Annotated in this window: 19 protein-coding genes and 1 pseudogene; 5 read left to right on the top strand and 15 right to left on the bottom strand. The window is 69.0% G+C overall.

Annotation, left to right across the window (positions count from 1 at the left end; all coding sequences use genetic code 11):
• The first annotated feature begins 93 nt into the window (after positions 1–93).
• The 3 genes from ALIDE2_RS00515 to ALIDE2_RS00505 all read left to right on the top strand — a co-directional run bounded on the left by ALIDE2_RS00515 (position 94) and on the right by ALIDE2_RS00505 (position 2464).
• On the top strand, positions 94–1065 hold the full coding sequence (locus ALIDE2_RS00515) for a LysR family transcriptional regulator (RefSeq protein ID WP_013517035.1): 972 nt from the start codon (positions 94–96) through the stop codon (positions 1063–1065).
• Positions 1066–1091: 26 nt separating this feature from the next.
• Positions 1092–1940 carry a metallophosphoesterase gene (locus tag ALIDE2_RS00510; protein WP_013721160.1) on the top strand — a complete coding sequence of 283 codons (849 nt, stop codon included), beginning with the start codon at positions 1092–1094 and terminating at the stop codon, positions 1938–1940.
• A 101-nt stretch (positions 1941–2041) separates the two neighbouring features.
• Positions 2042–2464: a universal stress protein gene (locus ALIDE2_RS00505; RefSeq protein WP_013517033.1), complete on the top strand. Its 423-nt coding sequence runs from the start codon at positions 2042–2044 to the stop codon at positions 2462–2464.
• Here the strand turns inward: ALIDE2_RS00505 and ALIDE2_RS00500 are convergent.
• The gene (locus ALIDE2_RS00500) at positions 2412–3068 is read right to left on the bottom strand and encodes a TetR/AcrR family transcriptional regulator (RefSeq protein WP_373279413.1); all 657 of its coding nucleotides are present in this window, start codon (positions 3066–3068) and stop codon (positions 2412–2414) included. The genes ALIDE2_RS00505 and ALIDE2_RS00500 overlap by 53 nt on opposite strands.
• Positions 3069–3150: 82 nt before the next feature.
• Positions 3151–3927 carry an alpha/beta fold hydrolase gene (locus ALIDE2_RS00495; RefSeq protein ID WP_013517031.1) on the bottom strand — a complete coding sequence of 259 codons (777 nt, stop codon included), beginning with the start codon at positions 3925–3927 and terminating at the stop codon, positions 3151–3153.
• A 106-nt stretch (positions 3928–4033) separates the two neighbouring features.
• On the opposite strand from ALIDE2_RS00495, the gene ALIDE2_RS00490 reads away from it, so the two are divergent.
• The gene (locus ALIDE2_RS00490; protein ID WP_013721159.1) at positions 4034–4573 is read left to right on the top strand and encodes a flavin reductase family protein; all 540 of its coding nucleotides are present in this window, start codon (positions 4034–4036) and stop codon (positions 4571–4573) included.
• Between the two features lie 17 nt (positions 4574–4590).
• Here the strand turns inward: ALIDE2_RS00490 and ALIDE2_RS00485 are convergent, their stop codons facing one another.
• Complete coding sequence (locus ALIDE2_RS00485; RefSeq protein ID WP_013721158.1) at positions 4591–5754, bottom strand: mandelate racemase/muconate lactonizing enzyme family protein; 1164 nt, start codon at positions 5752–5754, stop codon at positions 4591–4593.
• A gap of 27 nt (positions 5755–5781) precedes the next feature.
• Positions 5782–6759, bottom strand: coding sequence for a Bug family tripartite tricarboxylate transporter substrate binding protein (locus tag ALIDE2_RS00480; RefSeq protein WP_013721157.1), 978 nt, complete (start codon positions 6757–6759; stop codon positions 5782–5784).
• A 113-nt stretch (positions 6760–6872) separates the two neighbouring features.
• Between ALIDE2_RS00480 and ALIDE2_RS00475 the strand changes: the two genes are divergently transcribed.
• Positions 6873–7811: a LysR family transcriptional regulator gene (locus tag ALIDE2_RS00475; RefSeq protein ID WP_013721156.1), complete on the top strand. Its 939-nt coding sequence runs from the start codon at positions 6873–6875 to the stop codon at positions 7809–7811.
• A gap of 10 nt (positions 7812–7821) precedes the next feature.
• Here the strand turns inward: ALIDE2_RS00475 and minE are convergent, their stop codons facing one another.
• From minE to ALIDE2_RS00430, 11 genes and pseudogenes are all read right to left on the bottom strand, one after another.
• A complete protein-coding gene (gene minE, locus ALIDE2_RS00470) occupies positions 7822–8091 on the bottom strand; it encodes a cell division topological specificity factor MinE (protein ID WP_013517026.1) in 270 nt (89 codons plus the stop codon).
• Between the two features lie 6 nt (positions 8092–8097).
• A complete protein-coding gene (gene minD / locus ALIDE2_RS00465) occupies positions 8098–8913 on the bottom strand; it encodes a septum site-determining protein MinD (RefSeq protein ID WP_013721155.1) in 816 nt (271 codons plus the stop codon).
• Between the two features lie 54 nt (positions 8914–8967).
• Positions 8968–9747, bottom strand: a complete 780-nt coding sequence (minC, locus tag ALIDE2_RS00460; protein WP_013721154.1) for a septum site-determining protein MinC — start codon at positions 9745–9747, stop codon at positions 8968–8970.
• A gap of 167 nt (positions 9748–9914) precedes the next feature.
• Positions 9915–10130, bottom strand: a complete 216-nt coding sequence (locus ALIDE2_RS00455; RefSeq protein WP_013721153.1) for a hypothetical protein — start codon at positions 10128–10130, stop codon at positions 9915–9917.
• Positions 10127–10582: a PepSY domain-containing protein gene (locus tag ALIDE2_RS24155; RefSeq protein WP_238530078.1), complete on the bottom strand. Its 456-nt coding sequence runs from the start codon at positions 10580–10582 to the stop codon at positions 10127–10129. The genes ALIDE2_RS00455 and ALIDE2_RS24155 overlap by 4 nt, the downstream gene beginning before the upstream one ends.
• Positions 10583–10703: 121 nt before the next feature.
• Positions 10704–11369 (bottom strand): TonB-dependent receptor domain-containing protein, encoded by a 666-nt coding sequence (locus ALIDE2_RS25340; protein WP_202945489.1) that lies wholly within the window; start codon positions 11367–11369, stop codon positions 10704–10706.
• Between the two features lie 181 nt (positions 11370–11550).
• A complete protein-coding gene (locus ALIDE2_RS25375) occupies positions 11551–11907 on the bottom strand; it encodes a hypothetical protein (RefSeq protein ID WP_049791307.1) in 357 nt (118 codons plus the stop codon).
• A gap of 271 nt (positions 11908–12178) precedes the next feature.
• Positions 12179–12253, bottom strand: a pseudogene (locus ALIDE2_RS25370) (hypothetical protein); the annotation flags it as partial.
• Positions 12254–12575: 322 nt separating this feature from the next.
• Positions 12576–13199, bottom strand: a complete 624-nt coding sequence (pssA, locus tag ALIDE2_RS00440) for a CDP-diacylglycerol--serine O-phosphatidyltransferase (RefSeq protein WP_013721152.1) — start codon at positions 13197–13199, stop codon at positions 12576–12578.
• A gap of 29 nt (positions 13200–13228) precedes the next feature.
• On the bottom strand, positions 13229–14017 hold the full coding sequence (locus tag ALIDE2_RS00435) for a crotonase/enoyl-CoA hydratase family protein (RefSeq protein ID WP_013721151.1): 789 nt from the start codon (positions 14015–14017) through the stop codon (positions 13229–13231).
• 105 nt (positions 14018–14122) lie between these two features.
• The gene (locus ALIDE2_RS00430) at positions 14123–15148 is read right to left on the bottom strand and encodes an acyl-CoA dehydrogenase family protein (RefSeq protein ID WP_013721150.1); all 1026 of its coding nucleotides are present in this window, start codon (positions 15146–15148) and stop codon (positions 14123–14125) included.
• Positions 15149–15164: the final 16 nt, after the last annotated feature.

Genomic DNA, 15164 nt, shown 5'->3' with positions numbered 1-15164 from the left:
CTGCCTGGCAACGGGAGAATACTAGGGTTAACCCTATATCATGTCCAATTAATATTTGTGATTGCCAACATTCATGTTCGTTATGGTTAGGACATGCCCTCGCTGAACTTCCGTACGCTGGACCTGAATCTGCTGCGCGTCTTCGACGAGGTCATGGCCGAGCGCAATCTCACGCGCGCGGCCGAGAAGCTGGCCATCACCCAGCCGGCGGTGAGCAATGCACTGCGCCGCCTTCGCGAGGCCGTGGGGGACGAGCTGCTCGTGCGCAGCGGCCATGGCGTGGAGCCCACGCCGCGGGCCCTGGCGCTGTGGCCCGCGGTGCGCCAGGCCCTGGGGCAGTTGCAGGAATCGCTGGCCCCCGGCGGCTTCGAGCCGGCCTCGGCCCAGGCCACGTTCGTGCTGGCCATGGCCGACGCCACCGGCGCCACCCTGATCCCGCCGCTCATCGAAATCACGGAGCGCGAGGCGCCCGGCATCTCGCTGCGCGTCATACCCCTGACCACGCGCGACCCGCGCCGCCTGCTCGACGACGGGACCATCGACATGGCCGTGGGCTATTTCCCGGCCGTGCTGGCCGACCTCACGGCCCGCGCCCAGGCCGACAACGTGGTGGCCCATGAGAGCGTGCGCCTGTACGCCAGCCAGTACGTGTGCGTGATGCGCGCCGGCCATCCGCTGGCGGATGCGCCGCTCTCGCTGGACCAGTACTGTGCCGCGCACCACCTGCTCGTGAGCTTCTCCGGCAAGCCCTACGGCTTCATCGACGAGGCGCTCGCCGCCCTGGGGCGCGAGCGGCGCATCGTGCTCACGGTGAACCAGTTCTTCACCGCCGGCCGCGTGGTGGCCACCACCGACCTGCTCACCGTGCTGCCGCTGCACTTCGTGGGCCTGGCCGACGTGGGCGGCGACCTGGTCTGGCGCCCGCTGCCCATGCCGCTGCCCACCGTGCACGTGGATGCGCTGTGGCACCGCCGGCGCCTATACGACCCGGCCCACCGCTGGCTGCGCGAGACCATCGCGCGCGCGGCCCGCAACACGCCGACACCCATCACGCTCCGCGACTGAATGCGATCCACACGCCACGCCAAGCCATGAAGCTGCAGCTGTTGTCCGACCTGCACCTCGAAGTCCACCCCCATTTCAGCCCCAGCCCCGCGCCCGGCGCCGACGTGCTGGTGCTGGCGGGCGACATAGGCTCGTACCAGCCCGGCTCGCAGCTCGCCGACGGCGACTTCGGCCTGGCGCGCTTCTCGCCGCTGCCGCAATACGCCGGCTGGCCCACGCCGGTGGTCTTCGTGCCGGGGAACCACGAGTATGACGGGCAGGACTTCGACACCGCGCACACGCGCCTGCGCCGCACCTGCGACCGCCTCGGGCTGATCTGGCTGGAGCGCGAGAGCGTGGTTCTGCAGGGCGTGCGCCTGGTAGGCACCACGCTGTGGAGCGACTTCGACGCGCTGGCCGGGCATGGCGCCGACGACGCCTCCCAGGGCCAGCGGCTCAAGCTGCGCGAGAAGGCCTTCCGCGCCGCCGACTTCTATCTGCGCAAGACCGGCGGCACGCGCCACGGCGAGCCGTTCCTGGCGGCGCAGCTGCGCGAGCAGGCGCTGGTGTGCCAGGCCTGGCTGCGCGAGGCCCTGGCCCGGCCATTCGACGGCGCGACAGTAGCAGTCACTCACTTCGCTCCCAGCCTGTGCAGCGCCGACCCGCGCTACGGCATGACGCCCGGCACCGCGGGCTTCTGCAATGCCCTGGACGACTGCCTGCCCCACGCCCGGCTGTGGCTGCACGGCCATCTGCACGCCCCAAGCGACTACTTGGCCAGCGGCACGCATGCCGACGGCAACTCCTGGAGCTGCCGCGTAGTGGCCAACCCGCTGGGCTATGCGCGCAAGGGCGAGCAGGCCGCATTCCAGTCCCACTGCGTGCTCACCGTATGATGCGCGGGGTCGCGAGACCCATTGGCGCGCGGCATGACAAAGGTCAAGACAACAGGTGCAGGCGCAGATTAGTCTGACAACCCGTTTACGGAGTACTACGAATGAACATCCTGCTTGCTGTCGACGGCAGCACTTACACCAAAAAGATGCTGGCCTACCTGGCCGCGCACGACGAGATGCTTGGCAGCTCGCATACGTACACGGCCATTACGGTGCAGCCACCGCTGCCCCCGCGCGCGCGCGCCGCACTGGGCAAGGAAACGGTGGACAGCTACTACGCCGACGAGGGCGAGAAGGTGCTCTCACCCGTGGTCAAGTTCATGGGCCGCCATGGCGTGCAGCCCAAGACCATGATCAAGGTCGGCCCGGCCGGCGAGACCATCGCCAAGGTGGCCGAATCGGGCAAGTACGACCTCGTCGTCATGGGCACGCACGGCCACGGCTCGCTGGGCAAGCTGGTCATGGGCTCGGTCAGCACCCAGGTGCTGGCCAACTGCACCGTTCCGGTGCTGCTGGTGCGCTGACCAAGCCACCGAGGCAGGTGGCGACGGCCCAGTCGAGGATCTGGGCGTCACCATGGCCACGCTCGCGCAGCATGGCCAGCATGGGGTCGGTCGAGCGCGCAAGCAGTGCGCACAGGATCACCTCGGGCGGCAGCTCGCGCCGCAGCTGCGCGGCGGCCTGGGCCTCGGCGATCCAGCCCAGGATGCGCGCATGCACCTCCTCCATGGACGCCCGGTAGGCATCGCAGGTACGCAGCGCCTGGGCCAGCGCGGAGTTGCGGCTGGGCAGCAGCGGCGTCTCGTCACCCAGCTGCAGCTCGAGCAGCCAGCGCAGCAGGGCCTGCAGGCGCTGCAGCGCCTGCAGGCCCTCGGGCAATTCGTCCAGGAAACGCTGCAGGCGCCCTACCACATGCACCATGGCGGCCGCGCATAGGTCGTCCTTGCCCGCGAAATGCTTGTACAGGCTGGCCTTGGCGATGCCCACTGCGCAGGCCACCTCGTCCACGGTCATGGTCTCGAAGCCCTTTTCGCCGAGCAGCCGGCAAGCGGCCTCGACGATGGCATCCTCGCGCGCGCGGTGCATCTGCTCCTTGAAGGAGGGCCTGGGCTGCGACAGCGTGTTCATGAAAGCCATGTTAGCCAGACTGGGATAACCCCAAAACCCCTGCGCCGCGGCAGACCATCCCGCGCCCCGGGATGGCTTCAATTCAATGGAGCCGGGCTGGCATGGCCAGGAATTCCAGCAGCGCGCCCTCGAAGCCATCGGGGTCTTCGAGCTGCGGCCAATGGCCCACGCCGGGCAGCAGCACGGCGCGCGCATCGGGCAGCACATGGGCCAGGGCCAGCAGCGCCTCGGGCGGGGTGCAGCGGTCCTGCTCGCCACCGATGAGCAGCGTGGGCACATGCAGCCGCGCCAGGTCCGGCGCGCGGCGCGCAAAGACGGTGAGCGCCTGCAGCGCGCGGCGGTAGGTGGCCGCATACACGCGGCCCATGGCGTGGCGCGCCAGCTGCAGCCCCTCGGGCAGGGCATCGGCGCCGGCGTCGCGCGCCACCAGGTCGGCCAGCCGGGCCATGTCCATGCCCTGCTCCAACGCCGCAAGGCGCGGCGCCACCCAGGCGGCGGTGGCCGCTGCATCGAGCGCCGGGCCGCCCGCGCACAGCACCAGCCGCCGCACCCGCATAGGGGCGCGCAGCGCGATCTCCAGCGCCAGCATGGCCCCGAAGCCGTGGCCGACCAGCGTGGCCTCGCCGCACCGCAGCGCGTCCAGCAGCAGCAGGCAGCGCTGGGCCAGTCCCTTGAAGCCGTAGGGCTCTACCGGCGCGCTGCGGCCATAACCCGGCATATCCCAGGCGACGGCGCGGTAGCCGGCGCTGGCCAGGGTTTCGAGCTGGGGCGCGAAGCTCAGGTGATCGCCGTCGGCGTCGTGCAGCAGCAGCACGGTGGGGCCGGAGCCCAGGAGGGAAAAGCCTGGCAGCAAAGACATGGTGCGAAGAAAGGAGAGCGCCGGCGGCGCTGCAAGCCGCAGCCTGCCGGTCGATAATAAGCTCCTCCACCGCCCGCCCCCGCGCACCACATGCGCCGCGCCCCTAGTGAACAGCACCCATCACCCCAGCCCTCCCGCCTTTTCGCCACGCGAATTCCGCGATGCACTGGGCATGTTCGCCACGGGCGTAACCATCGTCACGACGCGCGGCGCGGGCGGCGAACTGGTCGGCATGACGGTGAATTCGTTCAACTCGGTCTCGCTTGATCCACCGCTGGTGCTGTGGAGCCTGGCGCACAAGGCCTCTTCGCTGCAGGCCTTCGCCAGCGCGACGCACTACGCGATCAATGTGCTGACGGTGGAGCAGCGCGCCCTGGCCGAGCGCTTCGCCACGCGCGGCATCGACCGCTGGGCGGGCGTGGCGCACCACCCCGGCCTGCACGACATGCCGGTGATCGAAGGCGTGGCGGCGGTGTTCGAATGCACCAACCGCAGCCAGTACGCAGAGGGCGACCACACGATCTTCGTGGGACGCGTGGAGCGCTGCACGCACCTGCGCGGTGCGTCGCCGCTGCTCTACCACGGGGGGATGTTCTATACCGAGCATGCGCTGGGGCAGCTGGCAGACACCGTCATAGGCCCCTAGCCTCGCCCCCGGTACGGTTACTGATCGACGACGAAGCCGTCGAAATGCGGCCGCATCGAGATCGGCTTGACCAGCGGCGGGCGGATCTTCTGGGCATCCGGCAATAGATTCATGCCCAGGCCCGGGCCTGTCGGGATATCGACGAAGCCCGCATCGGGCAAGGGCACCTGATCGACGATGTCGCTGCCCAAGTGTTCGGGGCGCGATTCGAAGATGCCGGCCTCGAAGCCCGTTGCGTATTCCTGGATGGCGAAGTTCGGGATCGCGGCATCGAGCTGCAGGCAGGCGGCCAGGCCGATCGGCGACAGCGGGTTGTGCGGCACGACCTGCACATGGTGGGCCTCGGCGAGGGCCGCGACTTTCTTGGCTCCGGTGATGCCGCCGCACAGGCACAGGTCCACCCGCGCATATTCGACGCCGCCGCGCGCCATCAGCGTCTGGAACTCGTAGAGATTGGCGAAACGCTCGCCCGTGGCGATCGGAATGCCGATCTTCTCGGCGACGCGTGCCATGCCGTCCGGACCTTCGGGGCGGATCGGATCCTCGATGAACATGGGATGGGTGTCTTCGATGCCGCGGGCGAAGACAATAGCCTCGGCCGGGGTGAGCCGGCGGTGGATCTCGATCAGCAGATCGACGCGATCGCCCACAACCTCGCGCATGCGCCGGGTGTTGTCGATCGCGTCGCGCATCTTCTTGATGTGCGTCTTGAAATAGACCTGATCGTTCCCTTCGTCGAGGAAGGGGTTGAGGTGGCCGAAGGCGTTGAAGCCCGCCTCCATCTTGGCCTGGCATTCCACGAGCATCTTCTCGATGCTGTTCTCGTAGATATGGCCGTAGATACGCGCCTTGGTGCGCGCGGCGCCGCCGAGCAGTTCGTAGATGGGCACGTTGAGCGCCTTGCCCTTGATGTCCCAGAGGGCGATGTCGATGGCCGAGATGGCGGCGTTTTCCGCCAGGCCCGTGAAATAGCTGAAACGATGCATCACGTTCCAGTGGTGCTCGATGGCGAAGGCGTCCTTGCCTTCCAGATACTCCGCGAAGCGGCGGATGCAAACGCCCGCCGCCTCGATATGGCCCCAGGTGCCCGCCTCGCCATAGCCCACGGTACCGTCGTCCGTGGTGATGCGAACGAACATGAATTGCCCCACGTGCAGGGGTTCCACCTTGCGAATCTTCATGGATCTGCTTCTTGCGTTGGTAAAAAATCAGTCCAGCCGGATCTGCGCCTTGCGCACCAATTCGCCCCAGCGGCGCGCTTCGGTATTCACGTGCCGCGCGGCCTCGGCCGGCGTCATCGACACGGGCTCGGCGCCGGCGGCCAGGAGCTTGTCGCGCACGTCGGCTCTTTGAAGCACCTTCTGCACCTCCGCGTGCAGGTAGGCGACGACCTCGGCCGGCGTGCCCTTGGGTGCGGCCAGCCCGAACCAGTTGGCAATGCGGAAATCGGGAAACCCGGCCTCCGCTGCCGTCGGCACGTCGGGCAGCGAGGACAGGCGCCGCGGGTGCGCCACCGCCAGCGGGCGCATGCGGCCCGATCCCATCTGCGCGGTCACCGTGGGCGCCGCGGTGATGAGCACGTCCACCTGCCCGCCCAGAAGATCGGCCACGGCGGGGCCCGAGCCCTTGTAGGGCACGTGGGTCATGTCCACCCCAGCGACGGTCTTGAGCAGTTCACCGGCGATGTGCGGGCCGCTGCCGGCGCCGCCCGAGGCGAAGTTGAGCTTGCCCGGCTGCGCCTTCGCCAGATCCACCAGTTCGCGCAGATTCTTGGCCGGCACGCCGGAATTGACGACGAGCACATAGGGAGCCTCGGCGAACACCGTCACGGGCAGCAGATCCTTGATCGGATCGAAAGACAGCTTGGGGAACAGCCACGGGATGATGGTCTGCGTCATCTCGTTGGCCAGCAAGGTGTAGCCGTCCGGCGCGGCCTTGGCCACGGCGCCCGTGGCGATGGTGGTGCTGCCACCGCCCTTGTTCTCGGCAACGAAGGTCTTGCCCGTGCTGGCGGCCAGCGACTGTGCGATCAGCCGCGCGACGATGTCCGTGGTCCCCCCGGCGGAATAGGGAATCACCACGCTGACCGGTTTGGCGGGATAGGCCTGCGCATACCCTGCCAACGGCAGGAGGCTCAGCCCGAGGATGGTGGATCTGCGCGACAGCCGCAGGATTACATGGCTCACATTCGTCTCCTTCTGTTGCTCGCCACGGCGACGCGGCGTAGGCGGCAATGTACGAAGCGAATGGCATTTAATAATTTGTGGAAAATAAAACATTTTTTCAGTTGTATTGAACAATGCAGGAACTCGGCAACGCTTCGTCGGAGATGGCGTTCTTCCATCTGTTGGTGCGCTGCGGCAGCCTGTCCGCCACCGCACGCGAATTGGGGCTGACCACGCCGGCGGTGAGCCGCAGGCTTGCCCTGCTGGAGCAGCGGCTGGGCGTTCAATTGCTCAACCGCACCACCCGCCGCAACTCGCTCACGCCCGAAGGCGAGGAGTACCTGGTGCAAGCGCGGCGCATCCTGGCGGACATCGAAGACGTTGAGCACAACCTGCGCCGCTCGATGGCCGAACCGCTCGGCCTGCTGCGCGTGAACGCGACGCTGGGTTTCGGGCGCAGCCACATCGCACCGGTGATCTCGCGCTTTTGCAAGACCTATCCGCAGGTGCAGATCCAGTTCCACCTGTCGGTCACGCCTCCGCCGCTGACGGACGATGCCTTCGACGTCTGCATCCGCTTTGGCGAACCGCCGGACGCGCGCGTGATAGCCCGCAAGGTGGCGGCCAACCGGCGCCTGCTGTGCGCGGCCCCCGCATACCTGGAGCGCCATGGCACGCCGCGCGTGCCGGCCGACCTCGCGCGCCACCAATGCATCAGCATCCACCACGGCCAGGACGCCTACGGCATCTGGCGCCTGAGCGCCGGGCGGCGCACGGAGTCCGTCAAGGTGGCGGAAACGATGGTGACCAATGACGGCGACATCGCCGTGGCGTGGGCGCTGGACGGCCACGGCATCCTGATGCGCGCGGAATGGGACATCGACAAATACCTGCGCAGCGGGCGGCTGCGCCAGGTGCTGGAGCAGTATTCGACGCCTCCCGCCGACATCTACGCCGTCTACCCCTCACGGCACCAGAAGGCGCGGCGCGTTACCGCCTTCGTCGATTTCCTGTGCGCCGAACTCGGCCAGGCCACGCCCAAGGCCCGGGCCTCGCCTCGCCACCGGCGCTAGATCGTCGCGGCTACTTGCCGCCCGCCGCCTCGGGCAGCTCGATCTTCACTTCGAGCACTTCCAGGTCGTCCTGGCGCTCGAAGTGCACCTTGAGGTCGTCGGCGTTGATCTTCACGTACTTGGAGATCACCGCCACCAGTTCGCGCTGCAGCGCGGGCAGGTAGTCGGGCTTGCCGGCGTTGCGGCCGCTGCGCTCGTGCGCCAGGATGATCTGCAGGCGCTCCTTGGCGACCGCGGCGGTCTTCTTCTTCTCGCCAAGCAGAAAGGACAGCAGGGACATGGCCGCTTACCTCCCGCCGAAGATGCGCTTGAAGAAGCCGGGCTTGGCCGCGTCGGTGAAGCGCAGGGGCTTGTCCTCGCCGAGGAAGCGCGCGACCACGTCCTTGTAGGCCTCGGATACGTCGGTGCCGGCCAGGTGGATGGCCGGCAGGCCCTGGTTGGAGGCCTGCAGCACGCTCTCGGACTCGGGGACCACGCCGATGAGCTTGATGCGCAGGATGTCCTGGATGTCCTCCAGGCCCAGCATCTGGCCGTCCTGCACGCGGTTGGGGTTGTAGCGCGTGATCAGGAGGTGCTCCTTGATGGGGTCCTTGCCCTCGATGGCGCGCTTGGTCTTGCTGCCGAGCATGCCCAGGATGCGGTCGGAGTCGCGCACCGAGGACACCTCGGGGTTGGTCACCAGCAGCGCCTCGTCGGCGAAGTGCATGGCCATGAGGGCGCCGCTCTCAATGCCGGCGGGCGAGTCGCAGACGATGTAGTCGAAGCCCATGTCCGCCAGGTCCTTGAGCACCTTTTCCACGCCCTCCTGCGTGAGAGCGTCCTTGTCGCGCGTCTGGCTGGCGGCGAGCACGAACAGGTTCTCGCACTGCTTGTCCTTGATCAGCGCCTGGTTGAGGTTGGCCTCGCCCTGGATCACGTTGATCAGGTCGTACACCACGCGGCGCTCGCAGCCCATGATGAGGTCCAGGTTGCGCAGCCCGACGTCGAAGTCGATGACGGCGGTCTTGTGGCCGGCGAGCGCCAGGCCCGATGCAAAAGCGGCACTGGTGGTGGTCTTGCCCACGCCCCCCTTGCCGGAGGTCACGACGACGATTTTGGCCATGTTCTGAGAAGTCCTTGCGTTACTGCCTGTGGAGTGAGGGAGAGAAGACAGGGCTTACAGCGGCTCGATGAGCAGCTTTTCGCCGTCCAGCCGCACCTGGGCCGGCTTGCCGCGCACGTTGTCGGGCAGCTCGGTCTCGGTGGTGCGGTAGATGCCTGCCACGGAGACCAGCTGCGGCTCCAGGCAGGTGGTGAAGATGCGGGCGCTGGTGTCGCCGCGCGCGCCGGCGATGGCGCGTCCGCGCAGCGGCGCATAGACGTGGATGTTGCCATCGGCGATCACCTCGGCGCCGAAGCTGACCACGGCCATCACGACCAGGTCGGAGCCGCGCGCGTAGACCTGCTGCCCCGAGCGCAGCGGCTTGTCCACCACCAGCGCGCCGGGCGCGGGCGCCTGCACGGGCACTTCCACCTGCACGGGCACTTCCACCTGCACTTCGCGCACGACCTCGCGGACCACCTCGCGCACGGCACCGCTCTCGCGCGGCTGCGCGCGCGCCGCAGGCACGTCGGGCGCGGCGATCAGGCCGGCGGCATGGGCGGCGGCCATCTGCGCGGGGCTACCGCCGCGCACGGCCACGGGCTGGGTGCGGTGGCTGCGCAGCGCCTGCACCAGCGCGGCGAAGTCGATGGGCTGCTCCTCGCCCTGCACGGCCGACAGGTCGATCAGCACCGGGTCGTTGTCGAAGAACTCGGGGTCGTCGGCCCTGCGGGCGGCCAGTTCCGCGGCAACGGCGGAAACGTCGGCGGTCTTGAGCACCAGGGCCACCACGGACAGCTGGGCGCTCTTGAGGTCTAGATGGGTGCGGGCCTGGCCCGCCGTGTCAACGGCCATGAAGCGATGGGGGTGGAAAAAAGGCGCCGCGCGGCGGCTCCTCGAAGCCGCAAAGTGTACCCGGCAGCCGCGCCGGCGGCTGCATCAGGAAGTGTCTCGGAACGTGTCCGCGGCCTTTTCTCGGGGCACGCATGGCAGCCAAAGCCGCCCGTCGGGCGCGATCGCCGTCAGCGCGCGCGCCAGGCCCACGCCACGGCCGCTGGTGGCGTCGCGAGCGCGAGCGCGAGCCAGGACAGCGGATCCCACACGCCGTCGCCGACCAGCGCCGAGACGAGCCCGACCGCGGTCACCAGGCCGAGCAGGATGCGAACGCGGAAGATCTCCGCGGCGGACTGCGCCTCATCGGTGCGGGCGTCACGCCGCTGGCCTGAGGGCATCATCATGTCTTGGCCTCCATCGCCGCCAGGGGCGCCAGTTCCTCATCCGGCTCTGCTTCGGTGCCCGGCACGGGTGCCGCCTTGGGCTTGCGCAGCCACAGGTACAGGCCGCTGCCGAGCACGACGATGGCCGCGAGGTCGAGCAGCGTCCACAGAATCTTCAGCGGCAGCCCACCGTAGTCGCCGAAGTGCAGCGGCTGCGACAGGAACAGCGTCTTGACGTACCACGGCATGTCGTGCGAGGCGGTCAGCACGCCGGTCTGCGCGTCCACCAGCGCGGGCTTGAGCAGGCGCGAGGTGACCGGCGTGCCGCCCTTGAGTGTGCGGGGCGGGTGACCGGCGGCAGGCCCTCCTTGTAGGGCGCGGTCATCTCGGCCATCTGGTCCTGCTGCCAGATCGCCAGGATGATGCGGTCCAGCGTGTTGATGCTGCCCGTGATGCCGACCACCGTGAGCCACACCACGGTGGCGATGCCCAGCAGGTTGTGCCAGTCGAGCCACCGGATGCGGGCGCTGCGCCGCGTGCGCAGGGCGACGAAGCGCAGGCGGCGCATGTCGTGGAAGATCAGCGGCAGCCCCGTCAGGCACAGCAGCAGCGCGTCCAGCCCGCGACCTGCAGCGTGTTGACGGCGTCCGCGTAGGTCTTGGCGGTATGGACCATGCGGTCCGTGAGCGCGAGCCCCGGCGCGAAGCCCGCGTCCCACTCGGCGCCCAGGTTGAGCTGCGACCTGGGCACGCCGATGGCCCGCTTGCCCACGAGAGCGGCGGTGGCCGAGACGGCCGCGCTGGGCTTGGTCAGCTCGAACAGTCCCACCGTCGCCAGGAAGCCGCCATGGTCGAATTTCGCGCCGATCTCCTTCTGCTTGGAGCGGTACGGCGGCATCACCTCGCCCGGGTTGGCGATGGCCGCGCTCACGGGCGCGGTCTCGCCGCGCGACAGGCCCTCGACGTAGCTCGCGTACAGCGACCAGTTCGGCCGCAGCTTGAACACCGCGCCCGCCAGCGGCGTGGTGGCGCTCTTGTCGTAGAAGGGGCCGCTGGTGGCACCGGTCATGAAGTTGTAGCTCTGGCCCTGCACCTTCTGGTGGCGCAGGCCCAGGGTCACAAGCAACCGGTCGTCCAGCAGCGCTGGGGTGTCGGCCACCGCCACGCTGGTGAGCCGGCTCTCCTGGTACGAGCGCAGCGGGTTGCTGATGCCGGCGATGGACGGCGTGGGCAGCAGTCCGCCCGTGTAGAGGTTGGACATGCCGCCCGGAAAGCCCATGTAGAAGCCCAGGGCCTGGTCCTGGTCGAGGCGCGTGAACGCCAGCGCGGCGTTGTGGACGATGCCCCCGTCCTGAAGTTGGCACGCACGCCCGCCTCGGCCGACTTGGAGTCGACGCCCATGCGCTGCCAGCCGCCGAAGTACGAGTAGTCGCCCGCAGTGTTCAGGATGACGGGATTGCCCGCGATGGAGCCCCACCCCAGTTCAGCTTGCGCTGGCCCAGGCCCGCGTAGGCCGTCAGGGTGTCGCTGATGTCGTATCCGGCCTTGAAGAGGGCCGAGCCGTCATGGCCGTCCGTCCAGCCGTAGCCCGGGTAGGCGATGGAGTTGTCCGGAACGCGCGGGATGGCCGCCAGGCCCGGCGCGAGCTGGAACTTGCGCACCACGTTGTCGATGCGCTGTTCCTGCCACAGCAGGTCGAGCGAGGCGCGCAGCGCACTCTGGCGCAGGTCCAGCCCCAGCGAGGCGAGCGACTCGCGCGTGGGCTGGTGGTCGATGTTCGTGTCGCCCTGGCGCCACATGAGGTTGACGCGCGCGCCGAGCGCGCCGGTCCGTGCCGAAACGCCGGCCGACGTCCAGGTGCCCGCCCGCCACCGAGTCCGGCATCACGCCGGCCGTGAAGCGGGTGAGGGGCTGGGCGCCGGCCCGCTTGGATACGAGGTTGATCACGCCGCCCACGTTGCCGCCCGGCGCCATGCCGAACAGCGCCGCGGACGGCCCCTTGGGCACCGCGAAGCCGCGGATGGTGATGTCCTCGTTGATGTTCGAGCGCGCGCTGGCCATGCGCACCGAGGGGTCCATCGCGATCACGTCGGCCACGGAGCGCGCCTGCCCGTTCTCGATCGCCTGCGCCGTGTAGCTGGTCACGCTGAACGGCGTGTCCAGCACCGAGGCGTTGCCGAGGATACCCAGGCGTGCGCCGCTGCCGACCTGGCCCCCGGCGCAGGCCGGCGGACTGCGCGGCTGCAGGCACCGCCCCGGACAGGCTGGCGCCCCCCAGCATGACCTGGATGGGAACGGCGCAAGCGCCGAGGACAGAGGTAGGGGCGGACGAAGCCCGGGATGGCGTGCGATGCGGCATGATTTCCCTCGTCATGTAATGAAACCCATTGCCGTAATGCAGATTAATTTCATTTGCATGCCAAGATGCTCCACCGCGCACGCGGTGCAGGCTTCAGGGCCTGTTCACTTACAGCTTGGGGATACGGATGCGGCTGATCATCAGCGAGCCCGACAGCGCGAACAGCAGCACCAGCGGGTGCAGCGTGAAGCCGCCGATCATCATCCTGCCCAGCCACAGGTGCTCGCGCACCGCGCCCATGGAGGCGGCCAGCGCGAGCAGGCCCACGAGCACGATGGAGGTGGGGATGGGCGTGCCCTCGAAGTACTTGACTTTGCCCGAGGGGCCTTCGGCCAGGGTCTCGGCCGTGATGTTGAAGCGCGCCAGGCGCGAGACGCCGCAGGCCACGAAGAAGGCGAGCACGATGCGGTCGTACAGCCCCTGCATGCCGCAGGCGTAGGCGATGATGGCCGGCGCCACGCCGAAGGAGATCACGTCGGCCAGCGAGTCGAGCTCGCGCCCCATGGCCGAGCTCTTCTGCCGCCAGCGCGCGATGCGCCCGTCCAGCACGTCGAACACCAGCGCCGCGAGCACCAGCGCGCAGGCGAAGTAGACGTGGCGCAGGTCCGCTGTCTCCAGGTAGGTCATGCTGGAGAACAACGCCCCCACGCCGCACACCGCGTTGCCCAGCGTGAACCAGTCCGCGAGGTGGAACTCGCGGATCATCGAGAAGCGTTTGTGGGGAGAAGCCATGGGGCGATTATCGGCGCCCGCCCCACGCGTCACTGAAAGCGCGGCGCGCGCTTTTCGATGAAGGCGGTGACGGCCTCGCGGTGGTCGGCCGTCTTGTGGGCGATGGCCTGGCAGCCGGCCGACAGTTCCAGCAGCGAGTCCAGCGTGGCGAGCTGGCCCTCGCGCAGCAGGCGCTTGGTCATGCGCATCACGGCGCCGGGGTTGGCGGCTATTCTTCCGGCCAGGGCACGGGCCGTGGGCAGCAGCTCGCCGGCGGGCACCACGCGGCTCACGAGGCCGCAGGCCAGCGCTTCTTGTGCATTGATGGCCTCGCCGGTGAAGGCCATCTCGGCCGCCTTGGCCATGCCAACGGCGCGCGGCAGCAGCCAGGCGCCGCCGTCGCCAGGGACGATGCCCACGCGCACGAAGCTCTCGGCGAAGGTGGCCGTCTCCGCTGCGATGCGGATGTCGCACATACAGGTCAGGTCCAGCCCCGCGCCGATGGCCGGGCCGTTGACGGCGCAGATCACCGGCACGTCGAGGTTGTACAGCGCCTGCGGGATGCGCTGTATGCCCTGGCGGTATTCCTCGCGGATCAGGTCGGGCGTGAGCGCGTCGTCGAAGAAGCGCTTCATGTCCTTGACGTTGCCGCCCGAGCTGAAGATGGGGCCGGCGCCAGTGAGGATGATCACCTTCACGCCCGCGTCCTTGCGCACGTCGTCGCACAGCTGCACGAATTCCTGCACCGCCGTGTTGCCGGTGAGGGCGTTGCGCGTTTCGGGCTGGTTCATGGTGACGGTCAGGATGGCGCCGTCGCGCTCTAGGGTCAGGAAGGCCATGGGTTCTCCATTCAAAAAGAGGAGCTGCCAGCGCCTGTCATGCAAGGATTTCCATGTGTTTCCATTTGAAAACCCATTGCAGGCAAGCGGCAGCAGCTATCGGTTTCAAAGCACGCTTTCCACGTCCGTGATGCGGCGCACCACGTCCAGCGTCAGCCCCTGGTGCTCCAGCAGCGCCTGGCCGGCCACGTCGTGCCAGTAGGACTCGCTGCCCGCCGCCTGGCGCCAGGCGTGCAGGCGGCGCGTGAACAGCTGCAGGTCGTATTCGGCGGTGAAGCCGATGGCGCCGTGGATGGCGTGGGCGAGCTCGGCGACGGCCAGCGCCGCCTCGCTGCAGCGCGCCTTGGCCGTCGCCACGCGCAGGCGGTCGGGCCGCACGCCGGCGCCGCTGCAGCCCAGCTGCGCGGCCATGCGCGCGGCGAACACATGCTCGCTCATCACGGCCAGCTGGTGCTGTATGGCCTGGAACTTGCCGATGGGGCGGCCGAACTGCTGGCGCTCGTTGGCGTACTGCAGCGTGCGCTGGAAGACGTGCATCGCCGCGCCGGCCATCTGCGGCGCGAGCACGGCGGCCTGCAGGGTGCGCAGGTCGAGCGCGGCGTCCACGGCCACCGCGGGCGCGGCCTGCAGCTGCGCGGGCGTCCAGGCCAGCGCGGCGTCGAGCGCCAGCGCCTGGGGCGCCTCCTGCGCGCCGGCCACGCCCAGCAGGTGCCAGGCGTCGCCGGCCTGCGCCAGCACCGCATGCGCCACGCGGCCGCCGCGCACCAGGGCGCAGCGCAGGCCGCCCTCCGGCGTGCGCTCGCCGCGCGCCAGCGCGATGCCGCCCGCGGGCCGGTCCACGCCAGCGGCCGCAAGCAGCGCGCGCGCCACCATGGTCTCGCCCAGCGGCAGCGGCAGCGCGTGCGCGCCGCATTGCTCCAGCACGCCGAAGACCTGCGACAGCGCAAGGCCCGCGCCGCCCTGGCTTTCGGGCAGCAGCGCGTCGGCCAGGCCCGTGGCCTCCAGCTGCGCCCAGAGCGCGGCGGCCTCGGGCGCGGCGCGGCCGCCGGCCTCGATGGCGCGCACCACCGCAGGCGTGCATTGATCGGCCAGCACCTGGCGGGCCGCGTCGGCAAACAGATCGTTGTCCATTCCCATTCCTTCAGAA

The sequence above is a fragment of the Alicycliphilus denitrificans K601 genome (genome assembly GCF_000204645.1).
Taxonomy (GTDB): domain Bacteria; phylum Pseudomonadota; class Gammaproteobacteria; order Burkholderiales; family Burkholderiaceae_C; genus Alicycliphilus; species Alicycliphilus denitrificans.
This window is presented reverse-complemented; position numbering and strand designations above follow the sequence as displayed.

Excerpts from the sequence above, each read along its gene's own strand:
- ALIDE2_RS00515 (WP_013517035.1), top strand. The coding sequence starts at position 94 with ATGCCCTCGCTGAACTTCCGTACGCTGGACCTGAATCTGCTGCGCGTC.
- ALIDE2_RS00485 (WP_013721158.1), bottom strand. The coding sequence starts at position 5,754 with ATGAAGATTCGCAAGGTGGAACCCCTGCACGTGGGGCAATTCATGTTC.
- ALIDE2_RS25340 (WP_202945489.1), bottom strand. The coding sequence starts at position 11,369 with ATGTCCAACCTCTACACGGGCGGACTGCTGCCCACGCCGTCCATCGCC.
- ALIDE2_RS00475 (WP_013721156.1), top strand. The coding sequence starts at position 6,873 with ATGCAGGAACTCGGCAACGCTTCGTCGGAGATGGCGTTCTTCCATCTG.
- ALIDE2_RS00505 (WP_013517033.1), top strand. The coding sequence starts at position 2,042 with ATGAACATCCTGCTTGCTGTCGACGGCAGCACTTACACCAAAAAGATG.
- minE (WP_013517026.1), bottom strand. The coding sequence starts at position 8,091 with ATGTCCCTGCTGTCCTTTCTGCTTGGCGAGAAGAAGAAGACCGCCGCG.
- ALIDE2_RS00435 (WP_013721151.1), bottom strand. The coding sequence starts at position 14,017 with ATGGCCTTCCTGACCCTAGAGCGCGACGGCGCCATCCTGACCGTCACC.
- ALIDE2_RS00495 (WP_013517031.1), bottom strand. The coding sequence starts at position 3,927 with ATGTCTTTGCTGCCAGGCTTTTCCCTCCTGGGCTCCGGCCCCACCGTG.
- ALIDE2_RS00430 (WP_013721150.1), bottom strand. The coding sequence starts at position 15,148 with ATGGACAACGATCTGTTTGCCGACGCGGCCCGCCAGGTGCTGGCCGAT.
- ALIDE2_RS00500 (WP_373279413.1), bottom strand. The coding sequence starts at position 3,068 with ATGAACACGCTGTCGCAGCCCAGGCCCTCCTTCAAGGAGCAGATGCAC.
- pssA (WP_013721152.1), bottom strand. The coding sequence starts at position 13,199 with ATGGCTTCTCCCCACAAACGCTTCTCGATGATCCGCGAGTTCCACCTC.
- ALIDE2_RS00510 (WP_013721160.1), top strand. The coding sequence starts at position 1,092 with ATGAAGCTGCAGCTGTTGTCCGACCTGCACCTCGAAGTCCACCCCCAT.
- minC (WP_013721154.1), bottom strand. The coding sequence starts at position 9,747 with ATGGCCGTTGACACGGCGGGCCAGGCCCGCACCCATCTAGACCTCAAG.
- minD (WP_013721155.1), bottom strand. The coding sequence starts at position 8,913 with ATGGCCAAAATCGTCGTCGTGACCTCCGGCAAGGGGGGCGTGGGCAAG.
- ALIDE2_RS25375 (WP_049791307.1), bottom strand. The coding sequence starts at position 11,907 with ATGTGGCGCCAGGGCGACACGAACATCGACCACCAGCCCACGCGCGAG.
- ALIDE2_RS00455 (WP_013721153.1), bottom strand. The coding sequence starts at position 10,130 with ATGATGATGCCCTCAGGCCAGCGGCGTGACGCCCGCACCGATGAGGCG.